We start from the raw sequence: 20,117 nt of genomic DNA, 5'->3' as shown, positions 1-20,117 counted from the left end.
CTAGCCGTAGTAACTTGGTTCGTTGCCAGGTTTCCATTTAATATTGCAGCCGATACTAGGTTTTTGGTTAGAATCAACCGTTTTCCCTGTTAGGATCGCATTCAAGGCGGCACGTAAATCTTTACCGGTGACAGGTATACCATTACTCGGTCGGCTATCATCTAACTGACCGCGATAAACTAACTTTTGATCCGCATCGAACAAAAAGAAATCTGGCGTACAAGCCGCCGTGTAAGCTTTAGCAACTTCTTGGCTTTCATCGAAGCATATTGGAAATAAAAAACCAGCTTCTTCAGCCATGACTTTTAATTTTTCCGGTGCATCATCTGGATATTTATTGATATCGTTAGAGCTAATTGCAACGATTCCAAGATCGCGATTGGCGTAGTCTTTGCCTAAGTTGGCGAGTTCTGATTTGATATGTTTGACAAACGGGCAGTGCTGACAGATAAACATGACTAGCAGCGGCTTTCCAGCAAAGCTTGATAGCGAAATCGTCTGTCCAGTCACGACATCTGGTAATTCAAAGTTCGGCGCTTGAGTTCCTAACGGCAACATTGTTGAAGCAGTTTTTACCACAATAAAATCGCTCCTGCAATTGGATTTCAAAAGATTTGTTGATAGGGAGTTTTATTTTTATAGTAGTATCAAAGCAATTTAATTACTGACAACATGGTTGGTAATCGGTAATTGGTCATGGGTAATGGGAACTAATGACTCTTGAAGTGCGAATCGCGTCTAATAACCTGGTGGATGTTGAAAAATGCCAATGATTTGGTGCCAGTGTTCTGCGATCGCTAGTAATTTCATCTCGCACCACCGCTGTCCTACAATTTGCATTTCTATCGGTAATCCATCTTCAGTTTGTTTTATCGGAATTACTACAACTGGATGACCTGTGGCGCTTAAAGGTATTGTATACCTCCTGATGCCATGAGAGAGGGAACCCAGGGTTCGAGAACGCGATCCATTTGCGCAATTAAGCGATCGCGTTTTGATAAACCAGCAAAATAATTTTTAAGATTCACAACGCTGCTACGCTAACGTAATGTGCGATCGCGTTGCTGTTTATTATGCTTGACAATTTACGCTATATATGTATTAAACCAACCGCTAAAACTTGCCATCTCCGAATCATCTGCGCCACGCCAGACGACTCATAGACACTTACTAACCCCTCGCTTCATATGATACGGTAGAGAGTTTGATACCCCTAGCCCAAAACTCATGGCTACACAGACAACTTATCAGTACAAACCACTGTATAAGCCTAACCAGTTACTTTATGGTACTGGGCAAACCGCAGTTGTTACAGGATGGACGATGAAGCAGGCGATCGCCAAAAAACTCGATCCTCACGAATATGCTGCGATCGGACAATTGTATTCTCCTACGCGCGGGATTAGTTTCCTGATTCGCAATTTACTTGCTAACCCTCACGTCCGCTTTTTAGTTGTACTGAACGCTACTAAAGAAGACAAAAACGCTGGTGCGGGAATCTGTCTATTAGACTTTTTTCGTAATGGATTTGAGAAAGGTTACAGCGATACTGGGCGCGAAACTTGGGTGATTCGCTCTCAAATTACGGGTTATATTGATATCGAAATTGCAGCAGAAGCGCTTCGTACATTAAGAGACGCGATCGCCTATCAAGAAGCAAGTTCAATTAACGAAGCTGTATCTGCGGTGCGATCCTTTGCTAAGAAAAACACCATAGAACCGTGGGGAAAACCTTTAGAGTTTCCCATTACTGAAGTTGAACCCACTGTTTTACCAGGAGTGCGTTACGGTCATCGCATTGAAGGAAAAACGATTGCTGAAACTTGGGTAAAAATCATTCATCGCATTAAAACAACTGGTACGATTCGACCTACAGGTTACGATGGACAATGGCAAGAATTAATTGATTTGATGGCGGTCGTCACCGATGAACCTGATGATTTCTATTTTCCTGAACCGAATTATTTACCGTGTAGTAAAAATTTTATTCAAGAATATGTTTCCCAAATTTTAGACGATGCGCCATATCAAGAAGGTGTGAAATATACCTACGGACAAAGATTGCGATCGCACTTTGGACGCGATCAAATAGAACAAGTTATTCAAAAACTTATTGCAGATATTGACTCAGCTAGAGCAGTTATGTCCTTATGGGATGTAGAAGATCATGAAGATAATAGCAGTCCCCCTTGTCTTAATCACATTTGGGTAAGAGTTATCGAAAACGAACTTGCTTTAACCGCAACTTTTCGCAGTAATGATATGTTTTCGGCGTGGGCTGCGAACGCAATGGGCTTAAGGGCTTTACAACAACACATTCGTAACGAAATCGCTCATCGTTCAAAACATAACTTGCAATTGGGGCCCTTAATTACGATTAGTCAAAGTGCGCACATATATTCCGATTGCTGGGAAAATGCAGAGCAAGTTATTCAAACTCAATATCCTAGAATTTGTCAACAGCGAGACTACAAAGATCCTTCAGGTAGTTTTGTCATTAATATCCAAAATAACCAAATCGTTGTTGAACACATGACACCTGGAACTGGAGAAGTTGTCAACTGCTACTTTGGTAAATCAGCAACACAACTGTATCGACAAATTGCAACAGCCTGTCCAGCTTTACAAGTCGAACACGCCATGTATTTAGGAACTGAATTACAAAAAGCAGAAATGGCTTTATCTCTACAACAAGATTATCAACAAGACAAACCTTTCCTCTAGCAATCTTATCGCTGTGACTTATCTTTGCGAACGTTGCGCCTACGTGGTAGTCTACGGCAAGCCTCTATGTGTCTACGTAAAAAGAACAATTTACAATTCAACTCAACTAATTTTCGTAACTAACTAATAGCTTTCCTTTAAACTTTATAACCCATATTAATCAGTTCCTGCTGAAAAGTAGCATTACATAATGATTGAGATTGCCTTTCTTTAAGAACCGCTCGTTCCAATAAATCTTTTTGATAATTAAAAACAAGAGTACTACCAGATTTAGGAATACTAAAGCTAATAATAATCATGGATTCAACCGTTTTGAAGTGGATAAAAAACAAAATAAATTTTACCTATCTTCGTAGTTGAATTGACTCAAGAATTATACTTTAGCCAAAGTAACAATCTGCTGCTGATCTTGATATTTCCCTTTGCGCGCTTCATAACTCGTTGCACAGGGTTCCCCCTCTAAAAAGAGTAACTGCACGACACCTTCTGATGCATAAATACGACAATCTGCACTTGAAGAATTGGAAAATTCTAAAGTCAAATGACCGCGCCATGCAGCTTCGGCGGGAGTTAGATTGGCTATAATGCCACAACGCGCATAGGTACTTTTACCTATGCAGATTACTGTAATATTCTCTGGAACAGCTAATCTTTCTAAAGCAACTCCTAAACCATACGAGTGTGCAGGCAAAATAAAATAACTGCCGTAACAATCTGTATGCAGTTGCGTTGGTTCTAAATTTTGCGGATTAAAATTTTTAGGATCGATGATTGTTCCAGGAATGTGACGGAATATGCGAAACTCAACTGGTGAAAGTCGAATATCATAACCGTAAGAAGACAGACCATAGCTAATGACAGGTCTTACTGATTCAGTTTCCTGTAGTTGTCGAATTAAAGTAGGCTCAAAAGGTGTAATCATACCCTTCTGCGCCATTTGTGAAATCCAAACGTCGTTTTTAATCACGGTTTCCTAGGTAATCGCAACCGAAATACTAGAATATATCGATCTGGCTATTTAGGTTTTATCTAAGGGCGATCGCTTCTGCGTACTTGCGTAATTTGATCGGCGACATCAAGTAGTGGTTGTGGCATTTCAGGTCCTGTGAGAATAATATCCACATGACTAGGGCGTTGGTCTAACAAAGCTAAAACTTCTTCTAGCGCAATCAAACCAAAATTAATCGCCAAGCTTAGCTCATCTAAGACAACTAACGAATATTTTCCTTCTAGTACTACTTGCTGTGTATGTTGCCACAATTGACATAACGATTGATTTTCTGTCTCGCCTAATTGTGGTGTATCAATATAGCGTGGCAAATCGCAGCGAATCCAATCTAGATGCTGTCCTAGCCGCGTCGGATGCTGGTGTCCTTGGTTAATCCCGCCTTTGAGGAACTGCACTACTAAAACTGGAGTTCCTTGTCCAGCAATTCGCAAAGCTTGCGCCATCACGTTTGTAAAAAAACTGCGGTGTGAGCAAGTAAACACTTGCACCAACCCTTCCACCGGATAAAGTGAACTGCAAGTCGAATTTAAGGCTGGATTTTCAAGCTGGGCAACCATAGCGCAATTTTGAGTGGGGTGTGAGGAATAACAGCCAGATATATAGTGTACTTCTTCTGTTTGTCCTTTAATAAAACACTAGATATGTTTCTACGTCAACTGTCATAGAGTAGTAGTTTAACTTAATATGTTTTGCAAGCGCACTGCTGCCGCCAACACCATATGTGCTGTATTCTAATCAAGGTCTTATATGGCAACAGCAATGTCCTGGCAACGCCCAGATCATCGACAATCACACCAAATGCGTCCTCATAGCTTTGAACTTGGCTTTACGCGCTTCGCGGCTGCATCGGTTCTAGCTAAATGCGGCGATACCCAAGTTTTATGTAACGTTTCAATCCAGCCAGGAGTCCCTAGATTTTTAACTGACTCTGGTCGAGGTTGGTTAACCGCAGAATATCGAATGCTTCCTGGTGCAACTCCGCAACGCCAAGAACGTGAATTTATGCGACTCTCTGGACGTACCCAAGAAATTCAACGACTGATTGGACGTAGCCTACGCGCCGCCCTTGATTTTGAAGCTTTGGGAGAACGCACAGTGATGGTTGATGCGGATGTATTACAAGCCGACGCAGGGACTCGTACCACAGCAATTAGTGGCGGATTTGTGGCGCTAGCACACGCGATGGATAAGTTATTACAACAGGGAGTTTTAACGCGATCGCCAATCGTTCACCAAGTCGCAGCGGTTTCGGTAGGATTATTGCAAGGCGAACCTTTCTTAGATTTAAACTACGTTGAAGATGTCGCCGCCGAAGTTGATTTCAATGTGGTCATGAATGAACATCTTGGCATTATCGAAGTTCAAGGAACCGCAGAATCAGGAACTTTTAGCCGGAATCAGATGAATCAAATTATGGATTTTGCCCAAAAAGGTATTCAAGAATTACTAGAAGCACAACGTCAGGCGCTTGGTAAAGGATAAATTATGAACAAGAGTTTGGCAAGAAACTCGTTTATAGTAGAGGTCAGAGTTAAGCCCTAGTGAGGGAAATCGCTATGAGCTTCGATAATGTCCTAACTTTATTGACAGGGGCTATAATACCGTTTTGCCTTAGATTTGCTACATCTGTAAGAGCAGAGGTGCAGCGAAGAATTGCAACCCTAAAAAGAGAAATTTAAATTAAGAAATATTTTCTTCTTCGACTTCAAACAAATAAGTTAAAGCTCTCAGACGCAGAGAAATCAACTATTGATAGATAGGATTGAAATGACATAAGGGCGGAATATGAATCATAAAGCAATTGAAAAAATTGATTTTTCGTTCAAAAGGACAACGTGCTGGAATAAGTTTACAAATAAATTGAGCAGCGATTGGATCGCAAATTTGTATTGAATCTAGCCATTTTCGCACGACATCTAAGAGATTAAACGGTAAGGCGATTAAGGTGAAAATCATAATATTCCGAGTATTAGTAAAAAATAGCGAGAGATTAGTAACAGAAGTTTGACTAATCTCGCTATAAACTGTATTCAAGCTGTTAAATGCTTACGGATAACTTTCATCAACACAGCTTCAGGTATTGTACCCACAATCTTTTCGACTACTTGTCCTGTATTAAACATGAGTAGTGTTGGAAAACAGTCTAGATTGTAGTGCATAGGAATACTAAAACTTTTTTCAACGTTAATTTTGATCAGCTTCAGGCGATCGCCATATTGTGTAGCGATTTTATCGACGATTGGGGAGAGCATTTCACACGGTTGACAGCCAGGTGCCCAAAAATCTACAAGAACAGGTAATACCAATTCTCTAAATTTGAGCGACAGATAGAGCATGCAGAATGGACTGGCGTCCGGTAATTCCTGCAACAATCTCAGGGGTCAGTACTTCCAGCCGTTCTCTCAACTGCTGACGTAACTGGTCAAGGGTTGCTGGAAAGCGACGATTGCGTTGGCGCTTTAGATATTGCCACACTTGCTCAATCGGTTTCAGTTCAGGACAGTGAGGAGGTTGAAACAACAAAATAATATTGCTGGGAACCTTCAATCGCTTGGCTTTGTGAAAACCACCATTGTCCAATTGAATAATTAAAAAATCATCCTTGAACTGTTGCGAAACTAAATTCAAAAACACTTGGCAGCAATCGGTGTTGAGATGAGAAAACTCAAAGAAAAAAGCTCTCCCGTCTTCGGTTCTACAATGCCATAAATGTAAGTTGCTTGAAATAGACAAGAGCACCTGTCCAGTTGGTTTGACGCCTTTGGCAGTAATCTGGCGTCCTCCTCACGCCTTCAATCCCAGTCGAGTTTCATCGCCGCCGAAGAAGCGTACCTTCCCACTCCAACCCAACATACTGAATGCGACCCCCACCAGCATCACCAAGTTCTCGCCTAAGTTTTTTTCTATGCTTCGAGTGGCTCACAGGAGTGCTCGACACTCACTGGTCGTGGCACTTTAGGTGATGATTGCAAGCGGTAATACACCAGTTTATGCACCGTTTTATACTTTGCCTCAATCGCCAACTGACTCTCCAACCAGTCGCAAATCGCTTGATACCCATCAAAGCCTTGCGGCTCCTCTAAGCGGAGGTGCAACGCTTTCTCTGCCCATGCAGGAATCGCACGTCGTCTCCCTGATGGCGTTTTGCGCTTGAGCAACTCAGCACTGCCGCCTTGGCGGTACAATCGCAGCCACTCGTGTAATGTCGCTCGGTGTCGCCCCAAGATAGACGCGGCTTTTTGTACTGTTGGTGCTTGCTTTTAAGTAATTACAGCAAGTGAATTCGTTCTTTGCCGGATGCTGTTTTCTGCTCTCTCAACAACTGCTGGCGATTCTCTTCGCTCTCTTGGATCTCCAGTTTGTCAATCCCTGCCATACTCTACGACTGAACCTTCTACCAATCTTCTATTATCTGTCTTCTACTTTCAAAGAATTGGTATGAGATTGCCGAATTCAGCGAAGATAGATGCAGTTTATTTCCTAGAAAAAAGCATTGTTGTGTACTAAGTTCAGCAACAAAAAAGTCATTTTTTCTTATTGACTTCTCGTTTTATTTGTGAATTGAAATTGATTATATGTATGTGCAATCAAGCGTTGTCTGTAGGGTTTATTCACACATAGCGCATTGACTAATACAGAATATAGCGAAACATTAAGAATAGTTGCATATAAGGCAGCAGACGATCGCAGTTTTATCTGGATGAAACGCTTGCATAGTCTCATTTGTAGCCTCTAATCGTTAGCATTAAGTGACAGCATATCAACCGTACTCATGCCCCTGGATCTTTGAGACAATCTGAGACAATTAGAATCTCATAAACGCCGTAAATTAACTGATAATAATCAGCACAAGGGAGACAACTTTATGAAATTGGCTTACTGGATGTATGCAGGTCCAGCCCATATTGGTACGCTGCGCATCGCCAGTTCGTTTAAGAATGTCCACGCTATTATGCACGCCCCTTTAGGCGATGACTATTTCAACGTCATGCGCTCAATGTTAGAACGGGAGAGGAATTTTACTCCAGTAACCGCGAGTATCGTCGATCGCAACGTATTAGCGCGTGGCTCGCAAGAAAAAGTTGTAGACAACATCACGCGCAAAGATGCAGAAGAACATCCCGACTTGATTGTACTGACACCGACTTGTACATCGAGCATTTTACAAGAAGATTTAAATAACTTCGTCGAACGCGCCTCGATCGAAGCCAAAGCTGATGTGATGTTGGCGGATGTTAACCACTATCGCGTTAACGAGTTACAAGCGGCGGATCGGACTTTGGATCAAATTGTCCAGTACTACATCAATAAAGCCCGTCGCAAAGGCGAATTACCCACAGATAAAACCGAAAAGCCCTCCGTCAATATCATTGGTAGTTCTACGCTTGGTTTCCACAATCAGCACGACTGTACTGAGTTAAAGCGACTAATGGCTGACTTGGGTATTGCAGTCAATGCCGTAATTCCCGAAGGCGCTTCGGTACACGAGTTAAAGAATTTACCCCGCGCTTGGTTTAACTTAGTACCGTATCGCGAACTCGGTTTAATGACGGCGCGATATCTAGAACAAGAATTTGGGATGCCGTATGTCGATATTACACCGATGGGTGTCGTAGAAACAGCCCGATGCATTCGGAAGATTCAGCAGGTGATTAACGCACAAGGTGCGGATGTTAATTACGAAGCGTTTATTGAAAACCAAACGTTGTACGTTTCGCAAGCAGCGTGGTTCTCGCGTTCGATTGACTGTCAAAATTTAACAGGGAAAAAAGCTGTCGTATTTGGTGATAATACGCACGCGGCGGCGATGACGAAGATTTTGGCGCGGGAGATGGGTATTCGCGTTGTTTGGGCAGGAACTTACTGTAAATACGATGCAGATTGGTTTCGCGAACAAGTCAGTGAATATTGCGATGAAGTGATTATTACCGACGATAATGGTGCGATTGGTGATGCGATCGCCCGCGTCGAACCAGCAGCGATCTTTGGTACGCAGATGGAACGTCATGTTGGTAAGCGCTTAAATATCCCTTGTGGTGTCATAGCTGCACCAATTCACATTCAAAACTTCCCGATTGGTTATAAGCCTTTCTTGGGTTACGAAGGTACAAATCAAGTTACCGATTTGGTCTACAATTCCTTTACGTTGGGAATGGAAGATCACTTGCTCGAAATCTTCGGCGGGCATGATACGAAGGAAGTGATTACCAAGGGAATTTCTGCGGATTCGGATTTAAGTTGGAACAAAGAAGCGCAAGCTGAACTTAATAAAGTTCCTGGTTTTGTGCGGGGTAAAGTCAAGCGTAACACCGAAAAATTTGCCCGCGATCGCGGTTTAAGTGAAATTACACTCGAAGTAATGTACGCGGCGAAAGAAGCTGTGGGCGCATAAGTTTAGAGGGTGGGCTTGTTGCCCACTCTATGCTGCTATTGCTCCAAAAATAAGACAACCTAAGGCAATACGTAGGACGAGTGGTAGTTTGAAGACGCTGGCGGCGATGACAACGATGGTTGCGGCGATCGCGCTTTTGGTTGTTTGTGGTGTTTGGCTCAAATCAACAATACCACTGATTGCCATGACGAGGATGACAGCGAAGGGGATGTGATGCAGCCACGCCGATTCTATTGGTTTTGTTGCCCAAATGCCAAGGCTACGCATTACGTAGGTGCCTAAGCCAGATAGGAAAATAATTAGCCAGATGTTCATGTTAACGAACCTTACTAGATACAGAGATTGGAGATTAAGAGGATTTTTGTAATGTTGCTACGGCTGCGACTGTGAGGATGGATACGAGAATGCCGAGGGTGCCGATGTTTTGGAGGATTATTACTAGAACAATACCTGTGAGGATTGTGAAGATTAGCTGTTGATTCCAGCTTTTGATATTGTCGGTGAGAAGGCAAATAAATAAGCTGGGGAGGGCGAATTGTAACCATTGCGCTGGGATTTGTTGTCCTAGTTGACAGCCGATCCACGTGCCAAGAATCCAAGAAAGCCAGCAAAATAGGTGAATGCCAGTGTAATAATGCCACGATTGGGGTTTGTCGGAAACGTCTAAGGCAAAGGCTTCGTCGGTAAGCCCATGTGCGAGAAATAGCTGTTGTTTGCGGTTAAATCGATTGAAAATAGGGTTAATTGCTAAACTCATCGGCATATGTCGTAGATTCATCAGCAGCATTGTCAAGACAATACTTAGCCAAGAAAGATTTTGTCTGATTCCTTCGAGTGCCGCAAATTGTGCCGCACCTGCGTACACCCAAACGGACATAAAGACAGCCGCAGCATCTGAAAGCCCCGATCGCGTCGCTAGCGCCCCAAAACTGATTGCGATCGGGATGTATCCTATACCAACTCCCAAAGCACGATTGACACCTTTAAGAAATTCCTGCATAGGTGACAATTACCCATTACCAATTACCACCCCTAAGTTTACATACCGCAAATTCACTGTGTCTTGAACGTTATTGCCCTATATGCTGGTATTGACCAGGAGTAACACCTGTGACGCGTTTGAAGTGTCGTGTTAAATGACTTTGATCGGCAAAACCTGTGTTGTTGGCTACTTGGGAAATCGCACATCCTTGCGCTAGTAGGATTTTGGCACGCGCAATGCGGATCTGTGTTAAATATTCGTGGGGTGGTAAACCAGTAAACTTGCGAAACGTGCGAATCAAGTAAAACGGACTCAAATTAGCAACGCGGGCGATCGCATCTAAGGAAATATTTTCTGCGTACTGTGCTTCTAAGTATTCTCGCACTCGCTGTACAGCATGAGATTCTTGACTTACACTACTCCATATTGGGCGTTTTCCTGCGTGGCGTGTCACTAATTGTGCGAATGTCCACAATACGCAAGAGTCTTTTTCTAAAGTGCAAGTCTGTTTTTCTAAAGTGTGATGTAATTGGAGAATCCATCGCGCTAGTTGACAATCTTGAATGACGGCGATCGGAAAGTAAGGATTTGAGGTTTGTTGCGCATCCGAGGTAGCCTGTTGTAAAAGTTTGACATCTGGATACAACATACGATAAGTCCAACCGATATCAAGATTCGCAGCACTACCCGTATGAACTTCCCCAGGATTGATAACAACTACACTACCTGTAGGAGCAACGTGTTTCTCTCCCTGATAACTAAACGCCTCTGCACCTTGCTCAATCACACCAACAGCAAACGTATTATGCGCGTGTCTAGAAAAGGAATGCGTGATATATCTGGCGTGCAGTAATTCTAGATGACTTAGTGCTACTTGCTCGCGCCAAAATTTGATTTTCTCCTGCTTGGCAGGTGCTTGCACAACGTGATGCCTTGACTTAGATTTAATCTTGAGGATATTTTCTAAACGGTTCGCCAATTACGGTTTCTTTTGATGGTTCTTTTGGTGGTGTCGCCGCAGGAGTTTCCAATGATCCGCCAAAAATCGTTTCGATCGCTGTATCGCGGGATGTCGTTTGCTCTCTAAAAGGTGCAGCTTTCGGTTTTGGTTGTGATACGGGCTTTATTGTTTCTTGTATTGGTGTGGAAGCAATTCCTAAGCGAATTTGAATTTGTGGTCCGGATTGTGCTAAACGAATTGTGACACCATCGATTACCGACATTTTTGTAATACGTTGGTCGTCAATAAAAGTACCATTCGCACCCAAACTCACAATTTCCCAATTGCCATTACGACACCGTATCTCGATGTGTTTGCGTGAGACGACAGCGCTGTACAATACAACGTCATTATCAGTTGCACGTCCTACGCGGATGACAGATTCGTCGGCGAATGTCCAATTTTGAATCGGTGTCGAGTGCAGCGGATGCAGCAGAATGAGTGTAATCACTTTGGTAAATTGAAATTGAGATTAACTAGGATATTTGAAATAAGAAAGTGACCAAATCTCCCTTTCCAAGGGCGATGCGATCGCCTGCGCGCAAACGATGGCGATCGCCTGGCTGTAGTGGTTTACGATTGATGTAAGTTCCGTTAGAACTACCAACATCTTCGACAAAGTAAGCATCGCCTTCAACTCGAATATCCGCATGAATCCGCGACACAATTTCAGCGTTGGGAAATCCAGAGACGTCAATATCAGGAGGAATCCTGTCATTAGGCTTACCAATGTGAATAACAGTCAAATTTTGTGGCAACTCGATATTTGTATTCGTTTGGACGTGTAACAGTTTGATTGTTTGCTGTTGTAATTGTGTATTAAAACTACCGCCAGATGACGCACCTACGGTTGTGCTTATTGGCGTCGATTCAGGTTGCGATGTTGGTGTTTCGGCTAAATAGCTTTGACTAGATGTTTCCGCACTCGGTTGCGCGCTGATTACCAAACGCTGTGGTTCAACAAGTGGTTCAGGAGTTGCTAATTCTGGTATTTCTGCACTAACATCCGTGCCAATATTACCTGCAAAAATTTCTTCTGTTGCTCGACTTGCTTTTAAGTTAAAACCGCATTGACCGCAGAAACTCGCATCCGCTTGTACGGTTGCGCCACAATTAGGGCAAGTTGCGGTTGCAGGTAAAGGCGTATAGCAAGCCTCGCACGTTTGCGCTCCGTCGGGGTTCGAGTGATTACAGTTAGGACAGACAATCATGAATATCTTTCCATCAAAATTGAGCGTCGAGATTGCTTAACCAAACATACTACGTCAAATTCTAATAGCTATCTTTATGACTCAGCAGCCGTAGAAACTTGTAACTCTCCCCCTGCGCTTTGATCGAGTAGCCACCACAGTTCCCCGTGCGGTTGAATGAAGCGACTCGGATAGCTAAAGTTGTCAGCATCCGGTGCAAAAACTTGTGCCAAAGCAGGTTTTTTGTCTGCACCAGCAACAACAAACATGACACAACGCGCGTGATTAATCAACGGCACAGTAAATGTAATTCGCGGTTCTTCCTGCTTATTACCTACCGCAATCAAGCCGCGTGCTTTTAATGCTTCGGTATGCGGAAACAATGACGCAGTATGCCCATCACTTCCCATTCCTAGCAAAATGATGTCAAATACGGGAAACTCTTCGCTCCTAACTTGAAAGAACGTTTGCAGATGTTCCTCGTACTTGCGCGCTGCACCTGCGGGATCGACTTCATCGGTAGGAATTGGGTGAATGTTTTCTGCTGGAATGTTGACGCGATTTAACCAAGCTTGCCGTGCCATTAATTGATTGCTATCAGGGTGATCTGGTGGTACATAACGTTCGTCACCCCAAAATACGTGAATTTTTTCCCAAGGTAGCTGTTGCGCGGCGATCGCTTCATACAAAGGCTTGGGTGTACTTCCTCCAGATAACGCGAGCGTACACACACCACGCTCTGCGATCGCACTTGTCATTTTAGCGACTGTTAAATGCAGCGATCGCTCAATTAATGCTGGTTTATTTGATAAGACTTCAACTTTTCTCATTGCTTGATATTCATTTAATCCAGCATTAACATACTGGAACTTTTAAATTTTAGTTTTATATTCTGGCAATTATTAAATAATATTTCTTTTTATACTTCTTTGTATAACACAAAAATATATACTCTTTATAATTTCTTATCTCCAAGCAAAATATGCAAACAAATGATTCATCAAGCAGAGTATGCAAAAATTCATGAACTTTTGCCTCAGTAATATTACTTAAAGCTTTTATCCTAGTTTGTTCGAGTTGTTAAAACGTAGCTTGAAAATTACTAGTACGTAGTAAAAGTTAAATTAGTATTATATTGCTTCAATTTGTTTGAATTTTGTGATGCGTTGCCCTCGATGTTTACGACATATCAACGAAACAATTCAACGCTGTCGGTGTGGGTTTGCGTTTGATGATGTAGCATCGGCAGATTTACAAGCTTGGTTTGTCGAAATAAAACAAATCTTAGAAGATGCGTATATTGCTGCACCGACACCCTGGCAGCAATCAGGTAAGAGTGGCACATTTGAGGAGTGGACAAGACTTCGTGTGGCAAACATAGCAGCGGTAAATCAACCAGGCAAGTATCTTGATATTAGTTGCGCTAATGGATACTTGCTGGAGTGTCTAGTTGCATGGTCACGACTGAAGGGAATTAAGCTAACACCATACGGTCTAGATTACTCAGCAAAACTGGTTGCTTTAGCTCAGGAACGGCTGTCAACTTATGCAGATAATATTTATGTCGGTAATGCTTGGAATTGGACCCCACCTCAACGCTTTGACTACGTACGGACTGAACTAAATTATGTGCCGCGCAATTATCAAAAACGGTTTGTCAAGCGATTGATAGCAAAATTTGTTTCTCAGGATGGTCGGTTAATCATCTCGCAATACCGCAGTAGCCGTGATGATTTGAGGCAAGGCTGGATTGATCGTGATTTAGCCGCGTGGGGTTTTGAAGTTACAGAGATTCATTCGGGTTATAGCGGAGATGGTTTAGAATTATGTCGTGTAGCGGTTTTGCACTTAGAAACGCCCAAACTTACATAACTTTACTGCCCACGGCTCTAGAAAGTTGATTGAGTTAGAAAAGTTGACTACGGCGGGTGAACGATACCGTTATTTGTTATATATAATTCAGCGTGAATCATACAAATTCAGTTTTAGAACATTTAATCGTATTTACGCGTTATCCCGAACCAGGAAAAGCAAAAACGAGATTAATACCATTATTAGGAGCCGTAGAAGCCGCGCAATTACAACGGCAAATGACTGAGCATACACTTTTACAAGTAAGCAAACTAGGCGATCGCTTGCTGACAGTAGAAGTGCGTTTTGCTGATGGTAACTTAAAACTCATGCAGCAATGGTTAGGTACTGATATTGACTATCAACCCCAAGGTGAAGGTGATTTGGGTGAGCGAATTAAACGCTCCTTAAATGCGGCTTTTGCACGCGGTAGTCAACGCGTTGTTACGATTGGCACTGATTGTCCAGGGATAACCGCAGAGTTACTGGTAACAGCTTTTCATCAATTACACGAACACGATCTAGTTCTTGGTCCAGCAATTGACGGTGGCTATTACTTAATTGGTCTTAATCGGTTAATCGCAGAACTATTTAATGATATTTCCTGGGGAAGTAGTGAAGTTTTACAACAAACGCAAGCGATCGCACAAAAGCTGAACTTATCAGTGGCGCTGCTTCCTCCTTTAGCCGATGTTGATCGCCCTGAAGATTTAGTTGTATGGGAGCAGATACAGAGCAGGGGAGAAATGATTTAAATCGCTTTCAGCTAATAGCTTCTAACAACTGATTTAGGAAATTGGCGTTTCAAAGCTGGAAAGACAGGACAAGGCGATCGACTTTCAAAATTCTCTGGTTTACTCCAAGTAAAGGGAGCTTTCAAGGCTGCCGACATCCACAATAGACGCTTAGCGCGTGTCATGGCAACATAAAGTAAACGATATTCTTCAGCAGTTTTGAGTTGCTTTGCCTGCTCGCTCGCCTCGGTAACATCGGGTAACGGAAATTCTTGATGCAGTGCGGCGCGAATTTGCGCGCGTGCGACTTCTGCTAGCGTAAAGTCACCCAGAAATTTAATTTGCGGTGGTACCCAGAAACTACCAGGAATTAAATTTTCATGTAAGAACGGAATGAACACAGCATCCCAATCTAACCCCTTGGCTTTGTGCATCGTAATGATCGTCACTTGACCAGGGCGAGTGTAACGCGCTTCGACTTCTTCAGTTTCGACTGGCTCAAAGCGTTCCGAACTGACAATTTCATTCAAAACAAATATTGCTTCACTCAAGCTATTACCAGTAATTTGTCGTGCGATTCGTTCAGCGAGTTTATCAGCGGTGGCGAGTTCGGCTTGGTCGTATTTGAGTTCAGAAGCAACAAAAGCAATCAACTGATAGTAGGGTAGTTCCATGCGCGCGCGCAGCATACTACAGCACAAATTACGCGCTTGTAGCGCCGCCTCAGATGGTGATGGATCTAATGGTCCAGGATAAAGAAACTGTTCAGGAACACTCGCTAGTGCATTCAGATCTTGTGTGGGGATTAGCTGACGCTGGACGAGAACTTCTAGTGCGGCTTTGAGGTATTCAGAAGAATGCGGGCGATCGAGAAATTGCAGAATTGCCAGAATTTCTGCGGGAACGTGCGAGTGGCGATCGCTTTCTGATACTTCATACAGTGGTATTTTATGTTCGCGACAAATTGGTGTCAGTTCTTGCACTAACCACCGTCCTTGGCGGTTTTCGCGGACTAAAATCGCGAAACTTCCATGAGGATTTTCTGCAAATAGCTCTACCAAGCGTTTGCCGATTAGTTCTGCGGTGTGATGAATATCGCGTGGTGTATACAGTTCTAATCCGCGTCCAATCGGTGCTGGATTCGCATCCGGTTGCGGATCGCTCGCGCTGACAAGTCGAATTTGCTGTAAACGAAACGGCAGCGCAGCAGATTGTTGCTCGTTTGTTTTGTTTTGATAAGCTCGATTCACCCAATTCAAAGTAAAATTAGCAGCTTCAATAATAATTTGGCTACTACGCCCTGCTTGATCCATCGTTGCTAGACGGTTTTGGGCGTCGCAGTCCTCACAAAATTGGCGAAAATAGATTGGGTCAGCAGGTGTAAATGTTGAGTTAATTGCTTGGTTAGGATCGCCGACACGAATCAAGTGTGGAGAATCTGGAGTATTTGGATCAGTTGCTAGAATTTCTAATAATTTGGTTTGTAAAGGTGTAGAGTCCTGCGCTTCGTCTTCAAATACGGCAAAGACTTGATTTTGCTCGAATCTGCAAGCACTGGGGTTTTCTAACACGCGTAGCGCCGCGAGAATCATATCATCGTAGTCGATCAAGTCGCGCGATCGCATCAAATTCTCATACTGTTCGTACAACCCTGCGGCAATTTCTAAAATTCCATAGTCATCACTTGTTTGCAGACTTAATTCGCGTAGCTGTTGCGGTAGATAGCCCGAACTTTTAGCTTCATGAATCGCGGTAGCCGCTAAATCGGGTAATACCTCAGTTCGCAGCACCGATTGACGCCGCAATCGCTCGGTTTCTTCGCCGTCAAAGTACAATCCTTCGAGTAACTGAGAATAGCGTCGCGGATGAATTGCAATCCATTGTTCCACACACGTCCGAATTAACCGATGACCTTGATTAGGTGTAATCAACGTCGCATTCTCTAACTGCAATCCAGACAGTTCAGGATGACGCGTCGCAATATTTAAGGCAAGCCCGTGCAGCGTGTGGACGACAAACCCTGTGGGAGGTAATGATAATTCTTCCCGCAGATATTTACGCACTTTGGCTTTAATATTAGCCGCTGCTGAACGCGTAAACGTGACAATCACAATCTGACGTCGGGCGTGCAGTTGGTAACGCGCGATCGCAAGCGCCGCCGCCGCCGCCATTCCTGTAGATTTTCCCGCACCAGGAACCGCACTGACTGCTAAAGCACCACCCTGCCAATCAGCCATTTGCTGTTGTCCAGATCGCAAGCCGTTTCTAATGCGTTCCCAAGCAGTGGCGCGGAGGTTGAATGCAGGAGATTGTAATGATAGTTCGGATTCAGTAGAAGTAAAATTAGCGTCTGGCATTGTTTGGGGATTCAATAGGGGCTAGGGCTGATAACCTTTAACCAGCGATCGCGCCCTCTCTTTTTATTACACTGATAGTTTATAAATGACAAACTCTAAATCTTCCTCCTACTTCACATTGATAGCTGTCATCTTATTGGGTGGGCTGCTGCGGTTTTGGCATTTGGACTTGAAACCGATCTGGCTAGATGAAATCATTACAGCGTTATTTAGTCTAGGGCGAAACTATACGGATGTCCCGTTAGACGTTGTGTTTCCTGTAGAGCGTTTGTCGCAAATTTTCAGTTTTAAGGCGGCGCTGTCTTGTCCTCAGATTGCGGCAAATCTTGCTACCTACTCGGTGCATCCACCACTATTTTTTTGTTTAAACCACCGTTGGGTACAAGCGCCATTTGTCGGGCTGATGCATCAAAGTTGGGTTTGGAGTTTGCGATCGCTTCCGGCTGTGTTTGGCGTTGCAGCAATCGCAGCAATTTACTGGCTCAATGCGATCGCTTTTTCGCGCACTGCGGGAATCTTTGCCGCAGCTTTAATGGCTGTCTCGCCTTATGCTGTTTACTTATCGCAAGAAGCGCGTCACTACACATTACCGATACTGTTGATTGCGTTATCACTCGTCGGACTTCTCCAAATTCATAAAGATTTACGACAACAAAAGCTACGTTATTTTGTTTTGCTTGGATGGGCTGCGGTAAACTGTCTTGGTTTTTACACTCACTACTTTTTTATTCTGGCGTTCGTTGCAGAAGTCGTTACTTTACTCGCATTCATGTATTCGCAACGCCGCACGCTACCACGTTACAGCGTGTTAGCAATTACTTTGTCGATCTTACTTGTCGTCGCTAGCTTTATTCCGTGGTTGCTCGTGATGACGAGTCATTTTAACCGTTCGGAAACAACATGGTTGCCACAGCGAAATTATTTTGCTCCTATTTATCAAATGCTTGCAACTTGGGTGCTGATGCTGATTGCGTTACCCGTGGAAAATCAACCTTGGTGGATTGCAGTTCCTTTTGGTTTGGTGATGCTAGTATTTAGCATTTGGCTCGCGCGGCTGATCTTCAGAGGATTAAAGCAACTGTTGCATTCTCCTACAACGCATTTATCAACACGAATGCTGTTGAGTTTTACAGTTATTGTCTTACTAGAATTTTTAGTAATTGTTTATTTTTTGGGCAAAGATATTACAATTGCCCCGCGTTACAACTTTGTTTATTACCCTAGCTTTTGTGCTTTAGTGGGAGCAAGCCTTGGCGTTCAAAATTTTTGGTTCAAATTACGAGCGAACTACGTTGTTATCATTTTTGGGCTAATTAGTTCTCTTTTTGTAGTGACTAATTTAGCTTTTCAAAAGCCATTTAATCCTGAGGGTGTTGCTCAAAATATGAATTTGGAACCTGCTACGCCGTTAATGATGGTGGTAGGGTATGCAACGTATCAAGATGTGGCTTTAGGACTAAGTTTCGCTTTGGCGTTAGAGAAAATCAGAAGCGATCGCATTCCGACAAATTTGGCTTTTTTCGCGCGATCGCCAGGTTACGAATCTGTTTGGCAAAAGCTTTCTACAGCACCGCTACCCGACACCACCACACTCAACGTATGGGTAGTTGCTTCAGGATTAAGACGCCGCGACTATCCATCACAGCTTACAGTTTCTCATAAGCCATGTCAGATTGACACGACACAACACTACCGCATCGGTATTCCTTATCAACTTTATCGCTGTCGTTCATAATTTCTACTGCTCAAGATTTAAGAAGCATCTTGCTGCTGCGCTTTGAGATCGCGTTCCATCTGCGCCATAATGGCGTTTCGCACCCATTCCGATTTATCAGGAAGCGATCGCACATACTTATCAACTTCTACAGGTAGACGAATCGCCAATGGAGATGCAGCTAGCTCCATACGATGCTTTACAAACTTTTGCGGATTTCCCCCTTCTTTTGCCATATTTTTTAATGTTTACGATAGATCTTATTATGATAAAATATTTTTAATGAGTTGAATGCCAGAGGAACCAAAGTTACCAGCTTTCCCCTCCTCTGGCAAAACCTCAAAACATAATGTATACACGAGGTCTACAGCACACAAGGTCTACACACAGTCTACAGAAACTAATGTACACGCGAGGTTTACAAAAACTAACGGGAACATACAGTCTACAGAAACTGATGTACACGCAAGGTTTACAGAAACTAATGTATACAGGAGGTATATAATGCATTTTACCCAAACATCTGGTTTTGCGATCGCTTCAGCAGAAATTAATCAATATTTTTCCGCGCAGATTCAAAAAAATTCGGTTGAACTTAAGCCACTCATCGCCAAAAAGATCAAAGTTGAGCGCATCGGGTTTACACGTAACGCCTCAAATACTCCGTATGTCGTTTACCGAGTCGGAGAACGTCGTTGCTGTACGTTTATCAAACGCAAAGTGATGACATCGTTAATCCAAAAGCTGTTGAAACTCACGCATGGTATTACTGAGTCAATTCGCAGTCTCAGCGTCAACGCATCAGGAGGACTGCAAGTCAAAACTATATCTGATACAGTTTGTATCGAGCGTCGCTATGTAGTGAAGTTTTTGGAGAACTACAATACTGTGGCGCTAGAGTCTATTGCTCCTACGGCACATTGTGGCTGTAACGACCAAGACGGAATGTGCGTTCATGCGATCGCGCGTTTAATTGTGACGTTAGGCGATCGTCTTCCTAGTTTCAGCTTTTTAGCCGAAGCACCGATTAAACCTTTATACTGCACGTACCAAGCTTATGCTACTAAAACGACTGCAAAAACATAAAATGCAGTGACACACAAGCATAAGAATATCCAGTGTCTTGATTACCAGAAGCGTTTTGAGAGCGCAACGCCCGCAGCG

General features: G+C 43.3%; 23 protein-coding genes. 7 read left to right on the top strand and 16 right to left on the bottom strand.

Annotation, left to right across the window (positions count from 1 at the left end; translation table 11 throughout):
- The gene (locus GLO7428_RS07960) at positions 1 to 579 is read right to left on the bottom strand and encodes a thioredoxin family protein (RefSeq protein ID WP_015188051.1); all 579 of its coding nucleotides are present in this window, start codon (positions 577 to 579) and stop codon (positions 1 to 3) included.
- A gap of 326 nt (positions 580 to 905) precedes the next feature.
- Entirely contained in the window at positions 906 to 1,028 is a 123-nt protein-coding gene (locus GLO7428_RS29425) for a hypothetical protein (protein WP_255348370.1), read from the bottom strand.
- 199 nt (positions 1,029 to 1,227) lie between these two features.
- Here GLO7428_RS29425 and GLO7428_RS07950 point away from each other — a divergent pair, with 199 nt between their 5' ends.
- On the top strand, positions 1,228 to 2,724 hold the full coding sequence (locus GLO7428_RS07950; protein ID WP_015188050.1) for a thymidylate synthase: 1,497 nt from the start codon (positions 1,228 to 1,230) through the stop codon (positions 2,722 to 2,724).
- Positions 2,725 to 3,097: 373 nt separating this feature from the next.
- Here the strand turns inward: GLO7428_RS07950 and dcd are convergent, their stop codons facing one another.
- Entirely contained in the window at positions 3,098 to 3,661 is a 564-nt protein-coding gene (gene dcd / locus GLO7428_RS07945; protein WP_041919009.1) for a dCTP deaminase, read from the bottom strand.
- 92 nt (positions 3,662 to 3,753) lie between these two features.
- Positions 3,754 to 4,290: a P-loop NTPase family protein gene (locus GLO7428_RS07940; RefSeq protein WP_015188047.1), complete on the bottom strand. Its 537-nt coding sequence runs from the start codon at positions 4,288 to 4,290 to the stop codon at positions 3,754 to 3,756.
- Between the two features lie 202 nt (positions 4,291 to 4,492).
- Between GLO7428_RS07940 and rph the strand changes: the two genes are divergently transcribed.
- Complete coding sequence (gene rph, locus GLO7428_RS07935) at positions 4,493 to 5,215, top strand: ribonuclease PH (protein WP_041919008.1); 723 nt, start codon at positions 4,493 to 4,495, stop codon at positions 5,213 to 5,215.
- A gap of 264 nt (positions 5,216 to 5,479) precedes the next feature.
- Here the strand turns inward: rph and GLO7428_RS29690 are convergent, their stop codons facing one another.
- The 4 genes from GLO7428_RS29690 to GLO7428_RS28890 form a co-directional block, all read right to left on the bottom strand.
- On the bottom strand, positions 5,480 to 5,689 hold the full coding sequence (locus tag GLO7428_RS29690) for a Mo-dependent nitrogenase C-terminal domain-containing protein (RefSeq protein WP_081588104.1): 210 nt from the start codon (positions 5,687 to 5,689) through the stop codon (positions 5,480 to 5,482).
- 74 nt (positions 5,690 to 5,763) lie between these two features.
- Entirely contained in the window at positions 5,764 to 6,039 is a 276-nt protein-coding gene (locus GLO7428_RS07925) for a co-chaperone YbbN (protein WP_196797477.1), read from the bottom strand.
- Positions 6,040 to 6,043: 4 nt separating this feature from the next.
- A complete protein-coding gene (locus GLO7428_RS28895) occupies positions 6,044 to 6,466 on the bottom strand; it encodes a transposase (protein ID WP_231295566.1) in 423 nt (140 codons plus the stop codon).
- Positions 6,467 to 6,636: 170 nt separating this feature from the next.
- The gene (locus GLO7428_RS28890; protein ID WP_231295565.1) at positions 6,637 to 6,957 is read right to left on the bottom strand and encodes a hypothetical protein; all 321 of its coding nucleotides are present in this window, start codon (positions 6,955 to 6,957) and stop codon (positions 6,637 to 6,639) included.
- 641 nt (positions 6,958 to 7,598) lie between these two features.
- On the opposite strand from GLO7428_RS28890, the gene bchB reads away from it, so the two are divergent.
- Positions 7,599 to 9,125, top strand: a complete 1,527-nt coding sequence (bchB, locus tag GLO7428_RS07910; RefSeq protein ID WP_015188044.1) for a ferredoxin:protochlorophyllide reductase (ATP-dependent) subunit B — start codon at positions 7,599 to 7,601, stop codon at positions 9,123 to 9,125.
- Positions 9,126 to 9,152: 27 nt separating this feature from the next.
- Here the strand turns inward: bchB and GLO7428_RS07905 are convergent, their stop codons facing one another.
- The 6 genes from GLO7428_RS07905 to pgl form a co-directional block, all read right to left on the bottom strand.
- Positions 9,153 to 9,440, bottom strand: a complete 288-nt coding sequence (locus GLO7428_RS07905) for an AzlD domain-containing protein (protein ID WP_015188043.1) — start codon at positions 9,438 to 9,440, stop codon at positions 9,153 to 9,155.
- A gap of 34 nt (positions 9,441 to 9,474) precedes the next feature.
- On the bottom strand, positions 9,475 to 10,125 hold the full coding sequence (locus GLO7428_RS07900) for an AzlC family ABC transporter permease (RefSeq protein ID WP_015188042.1): 651 nt from the start codon (positions 10,123 to 10,125) through the stop codon (positions 9,475 to 9,477).
- Positions 10,126 to 10,195: 70 nt separating this feature from the next.
- Positions 10,196 to 11,086 carry an AraC family transcriptional regulator gene (locus GLO7428_RS07895; RefSeq protein ID WP_196797476.1) on the bottom strand — a complete coding sequence of 297 codons (891 nt, stop codon included), beginning with the start codon at positions 11,084 to 11,086 and terminating at the stop codon, positions 10,196 to 10,198.
- The gene (locus tag GLO7428_RS29685) at positions 11,052 to 11,558 is read right to left on the bottom strand and encodes an FHA domain-containing protein (protein ID WP_015188040.1); all 507 of its coding nucleotides are present in this window, start codon (positions 11,556 to 11,558) and stop codon (positions 11,052 to 11,054) included. The genes GLO7428_RS07895 and GLO7428_RS29685 overlap by 35 nt, the downstream gene beginning before the upstream one ends.
- A gap of 25 nt (positions 11,559 to 11,583) precedes the next feature.
- Entirely contained in the window at positions 11,584 to 12,318 is a 735-nt protein-coding gene (locus GLO7428_RS07885) for an FHA domain-containing protein (protein ID WP_015188039.1), read from the bottom strand.
- A 74-nt stretch (positions 12,319 to 12,392) separates the two neighbouring features.
- The gene (gene pgl, locus GLO7428_RS07880; protein ID WP_015188038.1) at positions 12,393 to 13,127 is read right to left on the bottom strand and encodes a 6-phosphogluconolactonase; all 735 of its coding nucleotides are present in this window, start codon (positions 13,125 to 13,127) and stop codon (positions 12,393 to 12,395) included.
- Between the two features lie 331 nt (positions 13,128 to 13,458).
- Between pgl and GLO7428_RS07875 the strand changes: the two genes are divergently transcribed.
- A complete protein-coding gene (locus tag GLO7428_RS07875; protein ID WP_015188037.1) occupies positions 13,459 to 14,169 on the top strand; it encodes a trans-aconitate 2-methyltransferase in 711 nt (236 codons plus the stop codon).
- A 92-nt stretch (positions 14,170 to 14,261) separates the two neighbouring features.
- The gene (locus GLO7428_RS07870; protein WP_015188036.1) at positions 14,262 to 14,903 is read left to right on the top strand and encodes a TIGR04282 family arsenosugar biosynthesis glycosyltransferase; all 642 of its coding nucleotides are present in this window, start codon (positions 14,262 to 14,264) and stop codon (positions 14,901 to 14,903) included.
- Positions 14,904 to 14,914: 11 nt separating this feature from the next.
- On the opposite strand, the gene GLO7428_RS07865 is transcribed toward GLO7428_RS07870, so the two are convergent.
- Positions 14,915 to 17,119, bottom strand: coding sequence for an ATP-dependent helicase (locus GLO7428_RS07865; RefSeq protein ID WP_231295607.1), 2,205 nt, complete (start codon positions 17,117 to 17,119; stop codon positions 14,915 to 14,917).
- Positions 17,120 to 17,324: 205 nt separating this feature from the next.
- Between GLO7428_RS07865 and GLO7428_RS07860 the strand changes: the two genes are divergently transcribed.
- Positions 17,325 to 18,974: a glycosyltransferase family 39 protein gene (locus GLO7428_RS07860; protein ID WP_015188034.1), complete on the top strand. Its 1,650-nt coding sequence runs from the start codon at positions 17,325 to 17,327 to the stop codon at positions 18,972 to 18,974.
- A 17-nt stretch (positions 18,975 to 18,991) separates the two neighbouring features.
- On the opposite strand, the gene GLO7428_RS07855 is transcribed toward GLO7428_RS07860, so the two are convergent.
- Positions 18,992 to 19,189, bottom strand: coding sequence for a hypothetical protein (locus GLO7428_RS07855; protein WP_015188033.1), 198 nt, complete (start codon positions 19,187 to 19,189; stop codon positions 18,992 to 18,994).
- Positions 19,190 to 19,457: 268 nt separating this feature from the next.
- Here GLO7428_RS07855 and GLO7428_RS07850 point away from each other — a divergent pair, with 268 nt between their 5' ends.
- Positions 19,458 to 20,039, top strand: a complete 582-nt coding sequence (locus tag GLO7428_RS07850) for a hypothetical protein (protein ID WP_015188032.1) — start codon at positions 19,458 to 19,460, stop codon at positions 20,037 to 20,039.
- Positions 20,040 to 20,117: the final 78 nt, after the last annotated feature.

It is taken from the genome of Gloeocapsa sp. PCC 7428 (assembly GCF_000317555.1).
In the GTDB taxonomy this organism is placed as follows: Bacteria; Cyanobacteriota; Cyanobacteriia; order Cyanobacteriales; family Chroococcidiopsidaceae; genus Chroogloeocystis.
This window is presented reverse-complemented; position numbering and strand designations above follow the sequence as displayed.